Below are 15,061 nucleotides of genomic sequence, written 5' to 3'. Positions count from 1 at the left end.
TCTTCCACGCCCCCCCTGCGGCGCATCGCGATTGCGGGCGCTTCGGGCCGCATGGGCCGCATGCTGGTCGAGGCGGTGCGCGAGGCGCCCGATTGCCGGCTGGCCGGCGCGCTCGACATGGCGGGCAGCAACGCCATCGGCGCCGATGCGGCCGCGTTCCTCGGCTTCACGAGCGGCGTGCCGATCGTGGCCGACCTGCGCACCGGCCTCAAGGACGCGCAGGTGCTGATCGACTTCACCCGCCCCGAAGGCACGCTCGCGCACCTGGCTGCCTGCCGCGAACTCGGCGTGCAGGCCGTGATCGGCACCACCGGCTTCAGCGATGCGCAGAAGGCCGAGATCGCCGAGATCGCCAAGGACATCGCGATCATGGTCTCGCCCAACATGAGCGTGGGCGTCAACGTCACCTTCAAGCTGCTCGAAATGGCGGCCAAGGCGCTTTCGACGGGCTACGACATCGAGATCATCGAGGCGCACCACCGCCACAAGGTCGATGCGCCCTCGGGCACCGCGCTCAAGATGGGCGAAGTGATCGCCGGCGCGCTGGGCCGCGACCTGAAGGACTGCGCCGTGTACGCGCGCGAAGGCATCACCGGCGAGCGCGACCCGTCCACCATCGGCTTCTCCGCGATCCGCGGCGGCGACATCGTGGGCGACCACACCGTGCTGTTCGCGGGCACCGGCGAGCGCATCGAGATCACCCACAAGTCCGCGAGCCGCGTCACCTACGCGCAGGGCGCGCTGCGCGCCGTGCGCTTCCTGGCCGGCCAGAAGGCGGGCCTGTTCGACATGTTCGACGTGCTGGGCTTGCGCTGAAAGAACGATGAGCGTCCTCGAACTGCTCACCCAGGGCGACGGCGTGAGCCGCTCGGTGGCGGCGCTGCTGCTTGCGATGTCGATCGCCAGCTGGGTGGTGATTCTCTGGAAAGCCTGGCTGCTGCGCGGCGGCACGCGCGACGTGCTGCGCAGCATTGCGGCATTCTGGCAGTCGGCCACGCTCGCCGATGCGCAGCAGCGCCTGCAGGCCTTCGACCGCGCCATGCTGGTGGGGCCGGCCGTGAGCGCCATCAGGAATGCGGCAGCGACGGATGCAGGCGACGCCACGCTCGGCGCCACCACCGGCGACCGCAACCAGCGGCTCACGCGGGCGCTGCGCGGCGCGCTGCATGGTGCGCTGCGGCGCCTGCAGTCCGGCCAGATCCTGCTGGCCACCGTCAGCGCCACGGCGCCCTTCGTGGGCCTGCTCGGCACGGTGTGGGGCATCTACGGCGCGCTGTCGGGCATTGCGGGCCAGACCGGCGGCTTCACCATCGACAAGGTGGCCGGACCGGTGGGCGAGGCGCTGGTGATGACGGCCTTCGGCCTGGCCGTGGCCATTCCGGCCGTGCTGGCCTACAACGTGTTCGGCCGCGTCATCGGCCGCATCGAAGCCGAGCTCGAGGGCTTTGCGCACGACCTGCTCGGGAGCTTCGGCAGCCCGCCGCCGCCGGCCGCGCCGCCGCCCGCGCGGCCCATGCCGGTGTCGGCCTAGCCGAACGGAGCGCACGAGCCATGGCCTTCGGTCGCACCTCCCTGGGCAGCAGTGCCGCCGGCGGCGGGCGCGCGACCGGGGCGGGCGGACAGCGGCCGCTGTCCGACATCAACGTCACGCCGCTGGTCGACGTGATGCTGGTGCTGCTGGTGATCTTCATCATCACCGCGCCGCTGATGGCGAGCTCGATCAAGCTCGACCTGCCGCAGACCGATGCCGGCCAGCCCAACGACACGCCCAAGTTCGTGAGCGTGTCGGTCGACGCCGCGGGCAAGACCTTCTTCAACGACCAGGCCGTGACCGACGAGGAACTGGCCGCCCGCCTGCAGAAGGCCGCCGCCGACAGCAAGGACACCGAGGTGCAGCTGCGCGCCGACCAGACCGTGCCCTACGGCAAGCTGGTCGCGCTGATGGGCATTGCGAACAAGGCGGGCCTGAACCGCATCGGCTTCGTGACCGAGGCCAAGGCGGCGCCCGAAACGCCGCGCTGACCCCGAAAAGACAAGGACGAAGGCTCAGCCCAGCACCACGGGCTTGGTGTGCCAGATCTCATGCGCGTACTGCGCAATCGTGCGGTCGGACGAGAACGCGCCCATGCCCGCCACGTTGAGGATGGCCATGTGCGTCCAGGCGTCCGGGTCGCGGTAGAGCGCATCGACCTCGGCCTGCTTCGCGACGTAGCTCGCGTAGTCGGCCAGCAGCAGGTAGTGGTCGCCCCAGTTCACGAGTGCGTCGTAGATGCCCTGGTAGCGCGAGGGCTCGCCGGCCGAGAAGGCGCCGTCGCGGATCGCATCGAGCACGCGCTTGAGCTCGGCGTTCTCTTCGTAGATGTCGCGCGGCTGGTAGCCGTGGGCGCGGATGTCGGCCACCTCTGGCGTGGTGTTGCCGAAGATGAAGATGTTCTCCGCGCCCACGTTGTCGCGCATCTCCACGTTGGCGCCGTCGAGCGTGCCGATGGTGAGCGCGCCGTTGAGCGCGAACTTCATGTTGCCGGTGCCCGAGGCTTCGGTGCCCGCGGTGGAGATCTGCTCCGACAAATCGGCCGCGGGCATGATCACCTCGGCCAGGCTCACGCTGTAGTTGGGCAGGAACACCACCTTCAGCAGCTTGCCGACGCGGCTGTCGTTGTTGATGGTGTGGGCCACGTCGTTGACCAGGCGGATCACGAGCTTGGCCATCTGGTAGGCCGAGGCTGCCTTGCCGGCGAACACCACCACGCGCGGCACGATGTCGATCGGCCCGCCCGCGGCCTGCGCATCGAGGATGCGGTGGTAGCGCGTGACCACGTGCAGCACGTTGAGCAGCTGCCGCTTGTATTCGTGGATGCGCTTCACCTGCACGTCGAACATCGCGTCGGTGTCGAGCACCAGGCCCATGTGCTGCTCGACCCAGTTGGCCAGGCGCAGCTTGTTCTCGCGCTTGGCATGGCGGAAGGCCCGTGCGAAGGGCGGCTGGGCCGCCATCGGCCGCAGCGCCTCGAGCTGCGAGAGGTCGCGCCGCCAGCCCTTGCCCAGGCGCTGGTCGAGCAGGCTCGCGAGCGGCGGGTTGGCCTGCGCGAGCCAGCGCCGCGGCGTGACGCCGTTGGTCTTGTTGTTGAAGCGCTCGGGGAAGATCCTTGCGAAGTCCGCGAAGATCGATTGCTTCATGAGCTCCGAATGCAGGCCCGACACGCCGTTGATCGAATGGCTCGCGAGCACCGCCACGTAGGCCATGCGCACGCGGCGCTCGCCCGCTTCGTCCACCAGCGAGAGCCGGCGCAGCAGCTCGACGTCGTTGCCGGCCTTCTGCGTCACGGCGGCGAGGAACTTCGCGTTCATGTCGTAGATGATCTGCAGGTGCCGCGGCAGGATGCGCCCGAGCATCTCGACCGGCCAGGTCTCCAGCGCCTCGTGCATCAGCGTGTGGTTGGTGTAGCTGAACACCTTCTGCGTGTGGGCCCAGGCCGTGTCCCACGCCAGGCCGTGCTCGTCGAGCAGAAGGCGCATGAGCTCGGGCACCGCGAGCACCGGGTGCGTGTCGTTCAGGTGGATGCTGACCTTGTCGGCCAGCTGGTCGAAGCTCTTGTGGTTGCGCAGGTAGCGCCGCAGCAGGTCCTGCACGCTCGCGCTGCAGAAGAAATATTCCTGGTGCAGCCGCAGCTCGCGGCCCGAAGGCGTGGAGTCGTCGGGGTAGAGCACGCGCGAGACGTTCTCGGAGTGGTTCTTGCTCTCCACCGCCGCCATGTAGTTGCCGCGGTTGAAGGCCGAGAGATCGATCTCCTCGGTGGCGCGCGCCGACCACAGGCGCAGCGTGTTGGTGGCCTGCGTGCCGTAGCCCGGGATGATGGTGTCGTAGGCCACGGCCAGCACGTCGTGCGTGTCGACCCAGTCGGCCGCGCCGTAGGGCGCGTTGGTGCCCTCGCGCTTCTGCACGCGGCCACCGAAGCGCACGCGGTAGTTCACCTCGGGCCGCTGGAACTCCCAGGGGTTGCCGCGCGTGAGCCAGTAGTCGGGCGTCTCGACCTGCTGGCCGTCGACGATGCGCTGGCGGAACATGCCGTATTCGTAGCGGATGCCGTAGCCCATGCCCGGCACGCCGAGCGTGGCCATCGAATCGAGAAAGCAGGCCGCGAGCCGGCCGAGGCCGCCGTTGCCCAGCGCCGCGTCGGGCTCGCGCTCGGCCAGCGCCGCCATGTCCACGCCGAAGTCGGCCAGCGCTTCGCGCACCGTGTCGTAGAGGTCGACCGCCAGCAGCGCATTGGTGAAGGTGCGCCCGATCAGGAACTCCATCGAGAGGTAGTAGACGCGCTTGAGGTCCTGCGCATAGTTGGCGCGCGTGGTCGCCATCCAGCGCTCGACCAGCTGGTCGCGCACGGCCAGCGCGGTGGCGTGCAGCCAGTCGTCCTGGCTGGCTGCGACGGGGTCCTTGCCGACCGCATAGATCAGCTTGTTGGCGACGGCGCGCTTGAACGCGGCCACGTCGCGGTCGGGATGGTCGTAGGCGAAGTCTTTGAGGGTCATGGGCTTCGGTGAAGAGTGGTGGGGTGGTGCGCCGTGGCGCTTGGTTCAGGTGCCGGCGGACTCGAGCGCCTGCCGGTAGACCTCGATGTACTGGCCGGCGGCGCTGGCCCAGTCGGCCGGGCGCCGCATGGCATTGCCGCGCACGCGGCGCCAGTCGGGCGCACGCTGGTAGAGCGCGAAGGCGCGCCGCAGCCCGCGATCGTAGTCGGCGGCATCGAAGCGGTCGAAGACGAAGCCGGTGGCATGGCCGCTGGCCATGTCCTCGAGCGTGCAGTCGACCACCGTGTCGGCCAGGCCGCCGACGCGGCGCACCAGCGGCAGGCTGCCGTACTTGAGGCCGTACATCTGCGTGAGGCCGCAGGGCTCGAACAGCGATGGCACCAGCGTCACATCGCCGCCGCCGAAGAGCTGGTGCGCGAGCGTTTCGTTGTAGCCGATGGTGACGCTGACCGACCGGGGCGCGGCCGCCGCGCGCTCGCGGAAGGCTTGCTCGAGCCCGGCCTCGCCGCTGCCCAGCAGCGCGAGCTGGCCGCCTTCGGCCAGCAGGGTGTCGAGGCCGCCGAGCACGAGGTGCAGGCCCTTCTGCTCGGTGAGCCGGCTCACCAGGATGAAGAGCGGCGCATCGGGACGCTCGGCCAGGCCGAGCTGGTGCTGCAGCACCGCCTTGCAGCGCGCCTTGCCCGCCATGTGGCGGCCTTCGGGCGTGTGGTAGCCCTGCACCAGCGCGCTGTCGGTGGCCGGATTCCAGACCTCGTCGTCGACCGCGTTGAGGATGCCCGTGAGCACGCCGCCGCGCAGGCGCAGCAGGCCGTCCAGGCCGAAGCCCTGCTCGGGCGTCTGGATCTCGCGGGCGTAGGTCGGGCTCACGGTGGTCAGGCGGTCGGCAAAGTAGAGGCCGCCCTTCATGAAGGACACCTGCCCGTGGTATTCGAGCCCGTTCATGTGGAACGCCGGCGCGGGCAGGCCGAGATCGGCAAAGTTCCATGGCGCCGAGATGCCCTGGTAGGCCAGGTTGTGCACCGTGAACACGCTGCCAGTGCGGGTGGCGCCGGCCTCGCGCGCGAAGTGCAGGTAGGCCGGCGCCAGCCCCGCATGCCAGTCGTGCGCATGCACGACCTCGGGCTGCCACGCGGGATCGAGCCCCTGCGCCAGCTGCGCCGCGGCCCAGCCCAGCAGCGCGAAGCGCCGGTGGTTGTCGCCGTAGGGCTGGCGCGTGGCGTCTTCATACGGGTTGCCGGGCCGGTCGTACAGCGCGGGCGCATCGATCACGTAGGCGGTGATCGGCGCCGCCGCGCCGTCGATGGCGATGCGGCCCGCGCGCAGGCCGAAGCGTTCCGGGCCCCAGGGCGCCGTGAATTCGGCCACGGGCGCCAGGTCGCGCACGCCGGCCAGGATGGCCGGGAAGCCGGGCAGCAGCACGCGTGCGTCCTGTCCGGCGGCCATGAGCGCGAGCGGCAGCGCGCCGGCCACGTCGGCGAGGCCACCGGTCTTGAGCAGGGGGAAGAGTTCGGCGCTGACCTGGAGGATTCGCATCGGGGAAGGGTGCGGCCTCAGGCAGCCAGCAGGCGCTTGAGCATTTCGCGGGTGACCAGCACCACGCCGTTCTCGGTGCGCTCGAAGCGCGCGGCATCGGCGTCGGCGTCTTCGCCGATCACCATCTCGTCCGGAATGACGCAGCCGCGGTCGACCACCACGCGGTTGAGCCGGGCGCCGCGGCCCACCTCGACGTCGGGCAGCAGCACGGCCTCGTTGATGTCGCAGAACGAGTGGATGCGCACGCCCGAGAACAGCACCGAGCTGCTGACCTTGGAGCCCGAGACGATGCAGCCGCCCGAGACGATGGTGTTGACCGTCATGCCGTGCTTGCCCTCGCGGTCGAGCACGAACTTGGCCGGCGGCAGCTGCCGCTGGTAGGTCCAGATGGGCCAGTCTGTGTCATAGATGTCGAGTTCGGGCGTGATCGAGGCCAGGTCGAGGTTGGCTGCCCAGAATGCATCAATCGTGCCCACGTCGCGCCAGTAGGCCTTGGCGTCGGGCCCGCGCGAGGCGCGCGTGACGCAGGACATGCCGAAGGGATGCGCGAGCGCGCGGCCCTGCGCCACGGCGCGCGGGATGATGTCCTTGCCGAAATCGTGGCTCGAATCGGGGTTGGCGGCGTCTTCCTCGAGCAGCTGGTAGAGGTACTCGGAATCGAACACGTAGATGCCCATGCTGGCCAGCGCCACGTCGGGATGGCCCGGCATGGCGGGCGGGTCGGCCGGCTTTTCGAGGAAGGCCGTGATCTGGCGGCCGTCGTCGATGGCCATCACGCCGAAGGCGGTGGCCTCCATGCGCGGCACCTCGATGCAGCCGACCGTGCAGCCCAGGCCGCGCTCGGCATGGTCCTTGACCATGATCGAGTAGTCCATCTTGTAGATGTGGTCGCCGGCCAGCACCACCACGTAGTCGTGCTTGGTGGAGCGGGTCTGGATGATGTCCAGGTTCTGGTACACCGCGTCGGCGGTGCCGCGGTACCAGTGCTCGTCGCCCGTGCGCTGCTGCGCGGGCAGCACGTCGACCATCTCGTTGAGCTCGGCGCGCAGGAAGCTCCAGCCGCGCTGCAGGTGGCGCATCAGCGAATGCGACTTGTACTGCGTGACCACCGCCATGCGCCGGATGCCCGAGTTCAGGCAGTTCGACAGCGCGAAATCGATGATGCGGAACTTGCCGCCGAAGTACACCGCCGGCTTGGCGCGCCGGTCGGTCAGCTGCTTGAGGCGGGAGCCCCGGCCGCCGGCCAGCACCAGCGCGATGGTGCGGCGGACCAGTTGATGCGCCTGCAGGGGGGCTTGCGGCGCGCTGTTGCTGCTGATGCTGTGGTTGTCCATCCTGTGTCTCCGTTCGTTTGGCGGTTTGTCGTCTTGTCTTCTTCGTCTTCAGCGCTTCTGCAGCCAGCCTAGCACCGTGCGGCGCGGCTGGCTGCTACGTTCTTGCAATCCGGAGGCTCGAACGCGGTACCTCCACCGTGCCGGCATGCGGCTGTGGCTGCGCGGCGCCGGCCTCGGGCGCCGGATCGTCGGTCGCGAGCCGCCACTGCCATGAACCCGCCGGCAGCCTGAACGGCACGGCCGCCGGCCCCGCATTCACCAGCACCAGCCAGGCGCCCGCATCCGCGGCCGCCGCTTCGAAAAGGATTGCAAGCGCCGTGCCGCCGTGCCAGTCGGCTTCGCGCATCGGCTGGCCGTCGGCCCGCAGCCAATGGATGCCCGGCGCGCCCTCTGCCGGCTCGGCCGGCCACCAGCGCGTGCTGCGCAGCACGGGCGCTTCGCGGCGCAGGGCGACGAGCCGGGCGACGAAGGCGCTCAGGCGCGCTGCTTCGCTCGCGGGATCGTGGGCGCCGATCCAGGCGAGCCAGGTGGTTTCGTTGTCCTGGCAGTAGGCGTTGTTGTTGCCTTGCTGGCTGTGGCCGAGCTCATCGCCGGCCAGCAGCATCGGCGTGCCCTGCGACAGCAGCAGCGTGGCGAGCAGCGCGCGCTGCAGGCGGCCGCGCTCGGCCTGCACGGCGGGGTCATCGCTCGGGCCCTCGACGCCGCAGTTGTTGCTCAGGTTGTGCGCATGGCCGTCGCGGTTGTTCTCGCCGTTGGCGAGGTTGTGCCGCTCTTCGTAGCAGAGCAGGTCGCGCAGCGTGAAGCCGTCGTGCGCGGTGATGAAGTTGACGCTGGCGGTGGGCGCGCGGCCATGGTGGGCGAACTGCGCGCTCGAGGCCGTGAAGCGGTGCGCGAAGTCGCCCAGGCCGGCGGCGCCCTCGCGCCCCTGCCGCAGCCAGAAGCCGCGCTGCGTGTCGCGGTAGCGGTCGTTCCATTCGAGCCAGCCCGGCGGGAATTCGCCCAGGCGGTAGCCGCCCGGCCCGATGTCCCAGGGCTCTGCGATCAGCAGCGTGCGCGAGAGCACGGGGTCTTGCGCGATGGCCGCGAAGAAGGGCGCGCGCGGGTCGAAATGGCCATCGGCGCCGCGCCCCAGCACGGGCGCGAGGTCGAAGCGGAAGCCGTCGACACCGAGCGCGCAGGCCCAGTGGCGCAGGCTGTCCATCACGAGCTGCAGCACGCGCGGCTCGGCCAGGTCGAGGCAGTTGCCGGTGCCGGCCCAGTTGGCGTAGAGCGCGCGGTCATCGGCGCGCAGGTGGTAGTACAGCGCGTTGTCGATGCCGCGCATCGACAGCGTGGGACCGAGCTCGTCGCTCTCGGCGCTGTGGTTGTAGACCACGTCGATCACCAGCTCCATGCCGCGCGCATGCACCGCGTCGGCCAGGGCGCGGAATTCGCTGGCCGGCGTGGTGCCGGCGCGGCCGCTCCAGTAGCGCGCCTCGGGCGCGAACCAGCCGATGGTGTTGTAGCCCCAGTAGTTGCTGAGGCCCATGGCGAGCAGCCGCTGTTCGTCGGCGCGGTGCTGCACCGGCATCAGGCTCAGCGTGGTGACGCCCAGGGCCTGCAGGTGGTCGAGCACCACGGGCTCGGCCAGGCCCGCATAGGTGCCGCGCAAGGCCGCGGGCACGCCCGGGTGCAGCCGGGTCTGGCCGCGCACATGCAGTTCGTAGAGCACGCGCTCGCCGGCCGGGATGCGGGCATGGCCCGGTGCGGCCGAGCCATCGGCGGCGGCCGCCACGCGGCCCTTGAGCGCCACGGCGCCGTTGTCGCGCGTGTTGCGCTGGTGCGGATTCGCGGGATCGTGTCCGAGGAACAGCTCGCTGCCGTCGTACCTGCCGACGATCTCGCGCGCATACGGATCGAGCAGCAGCTTCGCGGGATTGAAACGCTTTCCCTCGTGCGGCGCCCACGGGCCGTGCACGCGAAAGCCGTAGACCAGCCCGGCGCGACCGCTCGGCAGCAGCCCGTGCCAGACGCCGTCGGTGAAGGCCGGCAGCCGGATGCGCTGCTGCTCGTGCTGGCCCGTGCCGTCGAAAAGGCAGAGCTCGACGGCTTCGGCGCTGGGCGCCGCGAGCGCGAAGTTCACGCCGTTCGGCGAGAGCGTCGCGCCAAGGGGGAAGGGGGAGCCCGGACTCAGCATCGCTTCAAGCCAGCACCCACATCACGGTGGCCAGGGGCGGCACGCTGATGAGAATCGAAGCGGCCCGGCCGTGCCACGGCACCGGTTCGCTGTCGACCACGCCGTTGCCGACGCCGCTGCCGCCGTACACGGCGCCGTCGGTGTTGATGGCCTCGCGGTAGGCGCCCGCCGCCGGCACGCCGAGCCGGTAGCCGTGGCGCGGCAGCGGCGTGAAGTTGCACACCGCCACCACGAAGGAGCCGCCCTGGGCCCGGCGCACGAAGGCAAAGACCGACTGCTCCCGGTCGTCATGCACCAGCCACTCGAAGCCGGCCCTTTCGGTGTCGAGCTCGTGCAGCGCCGGGAAGTGCCGGTACACGTTGTTGAGGTCGCGCACTAGCCGCCGCATGCCCTGATGCGGCGCCTGCTCGAGCAGGTGCCAGTCGAGGCTGCGGTCGGCGTTCCATTCCGCCACCTGGGCGAATTCATTGCCCATGAACAGCAGCTTCTTGCCCGGATAGGCCCAGAGGTAGCCATAAAGATTGCGCAGCCCCGCGAACTTCTGCCACTCGTCGCCGGGCATGCGCCCGAACATCGAGCCCTTGCCGTGCACCACCTCGTCGTGCGAGAGCGGCAGCACGAAGTTCTCGCTGTGCGCATACATCAGGCCGAAGGTGATCTTCTGGTGGTGGTGCTTGCGGTGGACCGGGTCGATGCCTGCATAGGCGAGCGTGTCGTTCATCCAGCCCATGTTCCATTTGTAGTGGAAGCCCAGGCCGCCGTCCTCGGGCGGCCGCGTCACGCCCGGAAAGCTGGTCGATTCCTCGGCCAGCGTGACGGCGCCCGGGCGCTCGACGCCCACCACCCGGTTCATGCGCCGCAGGAAGTCGATGGCCTCGAGGTTCTCGCGCCCGCCGTGGATGTTGGGCACCCATTCGCCGGGCTCGCGGCTGTAGTCGCGGTAGAGCATGGAGGCCACGGCGTCGACGCGCAGCCCGTCCACGCCGTAGCGCTCGAGCCAGTACAGCGCATTGCCGACCAGGTAGTTGCGCACCTCGGTGCGGCCGTAGTTGAAGATGAAGGTCTTCCAGTCGTTGTGGAAGCCTTCGCGCGGGTCGGCGTATTCGTAGAGCGCGGTGCCGTCGAAGCGGCCCAGGCCGTGCGCGTCGGTGGGAAAGTGCGCGGGCACCCAGTCGAGGATCACGCCCAGGCCCGCGGCATGCGCGGCTTCGACCAGATGGCGGAAGTCGCCGGGCGTGCCGAAGCGCGAGGTGGGCGCATACAGGCCGATGGGCTGGTAGCCCCAGGAGCCGTCGAACGGATGCTCGCTGACCGGCAGCAGCTCGATGTGCGTGAAGCCCATGTCGCGCGCGTACGGCACCAGCGTGTCGGCCAGCTCGCGGTAGTCCAGCCATTCATGGCCGTTCTTGCGGCGCCAGGAGCCCAGGTGCACCTCGTAGATGCTCACTGGCGCATGGCGGCCGTTGGCGGCGGCGCGTCCGGGCGGCATCGCCACGGGCGCGGGCAGCGGCGCGACCACGCAGGCGGTCTCGGGCCGCAGGCGCGAGGAAAAGGCGAAGGGATCGGCCTTGCGCAGCACCTCGCCCTGGGCCGAGAGGATCTCGAACTCGTAGCTGTCGCCCGTGGCCAGCTGCGGCGCGAAGATTTCCCACACGCCGCATTCGCGGCGCAGCCGCATCATGTGGCGCCGGCCGTCCCAGTTGTTGAAGTCGCCGACCACCGAAACGCGCCGCGCATTGGGCGCCCAGACCGCGAAGGCCACGCCCTTGACGCCGTCCATCTCGCACAGGTGCGCGCCCAGCCGCTCCCAGGGCCGCAGGTGCGTGCCCTCGGCCAGCAGCCACACGTCGGTGGCACCCAGCACGAACGCAAAGCGGTACGGATCTTCGAGCCGCGAGCTGTGCGTGCCCCAGTCGACCTGGAACGAATAGCCCAGCAGCGCCTCCGCCGCGGGCACCAGGCCCGCGAAGAGGTCGGAGCCTTCCTGCCGCGACAGCAGGGCCAGCGGCCAGCCCGTGCGCGTGTGCACCACGGCCACGCTCTGCGCCCCGGGCAGCAGCGCGCGCACCAGCAGGCCGTCGCGCGTCTCGTGCGGACCGAGCACCGCGAACGGATCGCCGTGCTCGGCGCGCATCAGCGCATGGACTTCGCGCTCGGGCAGCAGCAGGGAAGGCATGTTGTTCTTCACATCGGTTCTTCTTCGCCGGCGGGGCGGCCGAAAAAGACGCCGTAGGGCGCCAGCCTCAGCATGCGCCTTTCGCCGCCGGCCTGCAGGGACGACGACGATGCCAACGGATGCCCCGCGAGCGGCTCGAGCGCCTCGCGCAGCGCGATGGACACGGACTCGCCTCCCAGGTTGAAGACGGCCTGCAGCGATTGGTTCCCTTCGCGCCGCTCGAACCACAGCACGGGCTCCGGTGCATCGATGAAGGCGATGCTGCCGGTGCGCAGCAGCGGCTGGGCGCGGCGCCAGCGCAGCAGCGCGCGGCTGAATGCGAGCATGGAATCTGGATCGGTGGACTGGCGGTCGACCGCCAGCGGCAGGTGGCGGCCGTAGACCGGCAACCAGGGCCCGCCGGTGGTGAAGCCGGCGTGCAGCTCGTCGGCTTTCCAGGGCATGGGCGTGCGGCAGCCGTCGCGGCCCTTGAATTCGGGCCAGAAGGCGCGGCCGTAGGGGTCCTGCAGCAGCTCGAACGGCACCTCGGCCTCGGGCAGGCCGAGCTCTTCGCCCTGGTAGATGCTGGCGCTGCCGCGCAGCGCGAGCAGCAGCGCGAGCCAGAGCCGGTCGCGCCGCGTGTCTTCCGGGCCGCCGCCGCTCCAGCGCGTGGCCACGCGCGGCACGTCGTGGTTGGACACGGCCCAGCAGCCCCAGCCGCCGGTCGGCGCGAGCGCCTGGTCGAGTGTCTCGACCTGGTGGCGCAGGTGCCGGGCGCTGTGCTCGGCCGTCAGCAGGCTGAAGCTGTAGGCCAGGTGCAGGCGCTTGCCCAGTTCGGTGTACTGCGCCATGACGGGCGGCGCGTTCTCGTCGCCGACCTCGCCGAGCGCGACCGCGCCGTAGTCGTCGAGCAGCCCGCGCAGGCTTTCGAGGAAGCGCAGGTTCTCCATCTGGCTCTTGTCGTAGAGGTGCTGCTGCATGGCATAGGGGTTGTCGGCCCGCACCGTGCTCACCTCGTCCAGCGAGGCGGCGCTGGCCGGCGGGTTGTCGCGCAGCAGCGCGTCGTGGAACTGGTGGTTGCAGGCATCGAAGCGGAAGCCGTCCACGCCGCGCTCGCACCAGAAGCGCACTTCACCGAGCAGCGCCTCCTGCACCTCGGCGCAATGGAAGTTCAGGTCGGGCTGCTCCTGGAGGAAGCTGTGCAGGTAGTACTGGCGGCGGCGCGAATCCCACTGCCAGGCCGGCCCGCCGAAGACGGAGAGCCAGTTGTTGGGCGGCGTGCCGTCGGGCCGCGGATCGGCCCAGACGTACCAGTCGGCCTTGGGGTTGTCGCGGCTCGCGCGGCTTTCGGCGAACCAGGCGTGCTGGTCGGAGGTGTGCGAGAGCACCTGGTCGATGATGATCTTGAGGCCGAGCGCATGCGCGCGCGCCAGCATCTCGTCGAAATCGGCCAGCGTGCCGAAGATCGGATCGACCGCGCGGTAGTCGGCCACGTCGTAGCCGAAGTCCTTCATCGGCGAGCGGAAGAAGGGCGACACCCAGATCGCATCGACCCCCAGGCTCGCCACATGATCGAGCCGCGAGGTGATGCCGGGCAGGTCGCCGATGCCGTCGCCGTTGCTGTCCATGAAGCTGCGCGGGTAGATCTGGTAGATCACCGCGCCGCGCCACCATTCGCCATTGCTGCTGTTGTTGCTGCGCATGCTGTCCCTGTGGTCTGAAAATCATTGTGGCATGCGAGATCCGGGCCCGGTCCGTGCATGGGCCTGTCCCGGTCCCGCCTGAAAAGCTTTCTACACTGGGCGGGGTTCCATGCGAACCCGCTTCCCGTTTCGTTTTGCAAGATGACCACCGACGCCGCTTCCCCCGCCCCATCCCTCCACCCGCAAGGCCTTGCCGCGCTCGAGCAGCGGCTCGCCCGGGATCTCGAATGCTTCGGCTGGCCCGCGCGCGCCTGGATGCCGGCTCGCACGCACGGCGGCGAGCCCGTGCTGGACGTGGCCATCATCGGCGCCGGCCAGGCCGGGCTCGCGGCTGCGGCCGCACTGGCCCAGCAGGGCATCCGGGCGGTGGTGTTCGACCGCGCGACCGCAGGCAGCGAAGGGCCGTGGGCCACCACGGCGCGCATGGAAACCCTGCGCTCGCCCAAGGAACTGACCGGCCCCGCGCTGGGCCTGCCCGCGCTGACCTTCCGCGCCTGGTTCGAGGCCCAGTTCGGCAGCGAGGTCTGGGCCGCGATGGACAAGATCCCGCGCCTGCAGTGGATGGACTACCTGCGCTGGTACCGCCGCGTGATGAACGTCGATGTGCGCAACGACACGGCCGTCACCGGCATCCAGCCGCTCGCCGATGGTGCGATGGTGCGGCTCGCGCTGCGCACGCCGGCCGGTGCAGAGCAGGTGCTGGCGCGCCGCGTGGTGCTGGCCACGGGGCGCGACGGGCTTGGCGGCCCCGCGGTTCCGGCGTTCGTCAACGCGCTGCCGCGCTCGCAGTGGGCCCATTCGTCCGACGAGATGGACTACGGCCGGCTCGCCGGGCTGCGCGTGGGCGTGGTCGGCGCGGGCTCGTCGGCCATGGACAGCGCGGCCACCGCGCTGGAGGCCGGCGCGCACAGCGTCGAGCTCCTGATCCGCCGGCCCGACCTGCCGCGCGTCAACAAGGGCAAGGGCGCCGGCGTGCCGGGCCTGACGCAGGGCCACTACGACTTGCCCGACGCGTTCAAGTGGCGCATCCGCCACTACATCAACGTCGCCAACGTGCCGCCGCCGCATGGCAGCACGCTGCGCGTGTCGCGCCACCCGAACGCGTTCTTCAATTTCGGCTGCCCGGTGCTTGCGGTCGAGCCGCAGGGCGCGGCAATGCGCGTGGCCACGCCCCGGGGCGACTTCGTGTTCGACTTCCTTGTTGTTTCGACCGGTTTCAAGATCGACTGGCGCTGCCGCCCCGAGTTCGACACCATTGCATCGCATGTGCGCACCTGGAAGGACCGTTTCGTGCCCGCGCCCGGCGACGAAGACCAGGAACTGGCCGATTCGCCCGATCTCGGGCCGGCCTTCGAATTCCGCGAGCGCACAGCGGGCGAGTGCCCGGGCCTGGAGCGCATCCATTGCTTCTGCTATCCCGCGGCCTTGTCGCACGGCACGGTGTCGGGCGACATTCCCGCGATCAGCGATGGCGCCAGGCGGCTTGCGAGCGGCATGGCCAGCCTGTTCTACCGCGAGGACTTCGAGCAGCACTTCGCCAACCTCGAGGCCTACAGCGAGCCCGAACTGTTCGGCGACGAATGGGTGCCCGCGCCGCCGCCGTCCGAACGCGGCTGAACTCCAGATTTCT

10 protein-coding genes are annotated in these 15,061 nt (G+C 70.1%); 4 read left to right on the top strand and 6 right to left on the bottom strand.

Annotation, left to right across the window (positions count from 1 at the left end; translation table 11 throughout):
- The first annotated feature begins 15 nt into the window (after window positions 1-15).
- Genes dapB through AC1DSC_RS24330 form a run of 3 tightly spaced genes read left to right on the top strand, consistent with a single transcriptional unit; the run spans window position 16 to window position 2,022 of the window.
- Entirely contained in the window at window positions 16-816 is an 801-nt protein-coding gene (dapB, locus tag AC1DSC_RS24340) for a 4-hydroxy-tetrahydrodipicolinate reductase (RefSeq protein WP_259347626.1), read from the top strand.
- Between the two features lie 7 nt (window positions 817-823).
- Complete coding sequence (locus tag AC1DSC_RS24335) at window positions 824-1,531, top strand: MotA/TolQ/ExbB proton channel family protein (protein WP_436287167.1); 708 nt, start codon at window positions 824-826, stop codon at window positions 1,529-1,531.
- Window positions 1,532-1,551: 20 nt separating this feature from the next.
- Window positions 1,552-2,022, top strand: a complete 471-nt coding sequence (locus AC1DSC_RS24330; RefSeq protein WP_018903972.1) for an ExbD/TolR family protein — start codon at window positions 1,552-1,554, stop codon at window positions 2,020-2,022.
- Between the two features lie 24 nt (window positions 2,023-2,046).
- Here the strand turns inward: AC1DSC_RS24330 and AC1DSC_RS24325 are convergent, their stop codons facing one another.
- The 6 genes from AC1DSC_RS24325 to AC1DSC_RS24300 all read right to left on the bottom strand — a co-directional run bounded on the left by AC1DSC_RS24325 (window position 2,047) and on the right by AC1DSC_RS24300 (window position 13,431).
- The gene (locus AC1DSC_RS24325; protein WP_436034949.1) at window positions 2,047-4,530 is read right to left on the bottom strand and encodes a glycogen/starch/alpha-glucan phosphorylase; all 2,484 of its coding nucleotides are present in this window, start codon (window positions 4,528-4,530) and stop codon (window positions 2,047-2,049) included.
- A gap of 45 nt (window positions 4,531-4,575) precedes the next feature.
- Window positions 4,576-6,063, bottom strand: coding sequence for a glycogen synthase GlgA (gene glgA / locus AC1DSC_RS24320; RefSeq protein WP_436287168.1), 1,488 nt, complete (start codon window positions 6,061-6,063; stop codon window positions 4,576-4,578).
- Window positions 6,064-6,080: 17 nt separating this feature from the next.
- Entirely contained in the window at window positions 6,081-7,397 is a 1,317-nt protein-coding gene (gene glgC, locus AC1DSC_RS24315; protein ID WP_436287169.1) for a glucose-1-phosphate adenylyltransferase, read from the bottom strand.
- A gap of 94 nt (window positions 7,398-7,491) precedes the next feature.
- A complete protein-coding gene (glgX, locus tag AC1DSC_RS24310) occupies window positions 7,492-9,573 on the bottom strand; it encodes a glycogen debranching protein GlgX (RefSeq protein ID WP_436287170.1) in 2,082 nt (693 codons plus the stop codon).
- A gap of 4 nt (window positions 9,574-9,577) precedes the next feature.
- Window positions 9,578-11,749: a 1,4-alpha-glucan branching protein GlgB gene (gene glgB, locus AC1DSC_RS24305; protein ID WP_436287171.1), complete on the bottom strand. Its 2,172-nt coding sequence runs from the start codon at window positions 11,747-11,749 to the stop codon at window positions 9,578-9,580.
- A gap of 8 nt (window positions 11,750-11,757) precedes the next feature.
- Window positions 11,758-13,431, bottom strand: a complete 1,674-nt coding sequence (locus tag AC1DSC_RS24300; protein ID WP_436287172.1) for an alpha-glucosidase — start codon at window positions 13,429-13,431, stop codon at window positions 11,758-11,760.
- A 141-nt stretch (window positions 13,432-13,572) separates the two neighbouring features.
- Here AC1DSC_RS24300 and AC1DSC_RS24295 point away from each other — a divergent pair, with 141 nt between their 5' ends.
- Window positions 13,573-15,048 carry an FAD-dependent oxidoreductase gene (locus tag AC1DSC_RS24295; protein WP_436034951.1) on the top strand — a complete coding sequence of 492 codons (1,476 nt, stop codon included), beginning with the start codon at window positions 13,573-13,575 and terminating at the stop codon, window positions 15,046-15,048.
- The last annotated feature ends 13 nt before the right edge of the window (window positions 15,049-15,061 follow it).

The sequence above is a fragment of the Variovorax sp. 01N425 genome, assembly GCF_056399465.1.
This window is presented reverse-complemented; position numbering and strand designations above follow the sequence as displayed.

What these genes read in the sequence shown, in the direction of transcription:
- AC1DSC_RS24335 (WP_436287167.1), top strand. Translation starts at nt 824, where the DNA reads ATGAGCGTCCTCGAACTGCTCACCCAGGGCGACGGCGTGAGCCGCTCG.
- AC1DSC_RS24330 (WP_018903972.1), top strand. Translation starts at nt 1,552, where the DNA reads ATGGCCTTCGGTCGCACCTCCCTGGGCAGCAGTGCCGCCGGCGGCGGG.
- AC1DSC_RS24325 (WP_436034949.1), bottom strand. Translation starts at nt 4,530, where the DNA reads ATGACCCTCAAAGACTTCGCCTACGACCATCCCGACCGCGACGTGGCC.
- glgA (WP_436287168.1), bottom strand. Translation starts at nt 6,063, where the DNA reads ATGCGAATCCTCCAGGTCAGCGCCGAACTCTTCCCCCTGCTCAAGACC.
- glgC (WP_436287169.1), bottom strand. Translation starts at nt 7,397, where the DNA reads ATGGACAACCACAGCATCAGCAGCAACAGCGCGCCGCAAGCCCCCCTG.
- glgX (WP_436287170.1), bottom strand. Translation starts at nt 9,573, where the DNA reads ATGCTGAGTCCGGGCTCCCCCTTCCCCCTTGGCGCGACGCTCTCGCCG.
- glgB (WP_436287171.1), bottom strand. Translation starts at nt 11,749, where the DNA reads ATGCCTTCCCTGCTGCTGCCCGAGCGCGAAGTCCATGCGCTGATGCGC.
- AC1DSC_RS24300 (WP_436287172.1), bottom strand. Translation starts at nt 13,431, where the DNA reads ATGCGCAGCAACAACAGCAGCAATGGCGAATGGTGGCGCGGCGCGGTG.
- AC1DSC_RS24295 (WP_436034951.1), top strand. Translation starts at nt 13,573, where the DNA reads ATGACCACCGACGCCGCTTCCCCCGCCCCATCCCTCCACCCGCAAGGC.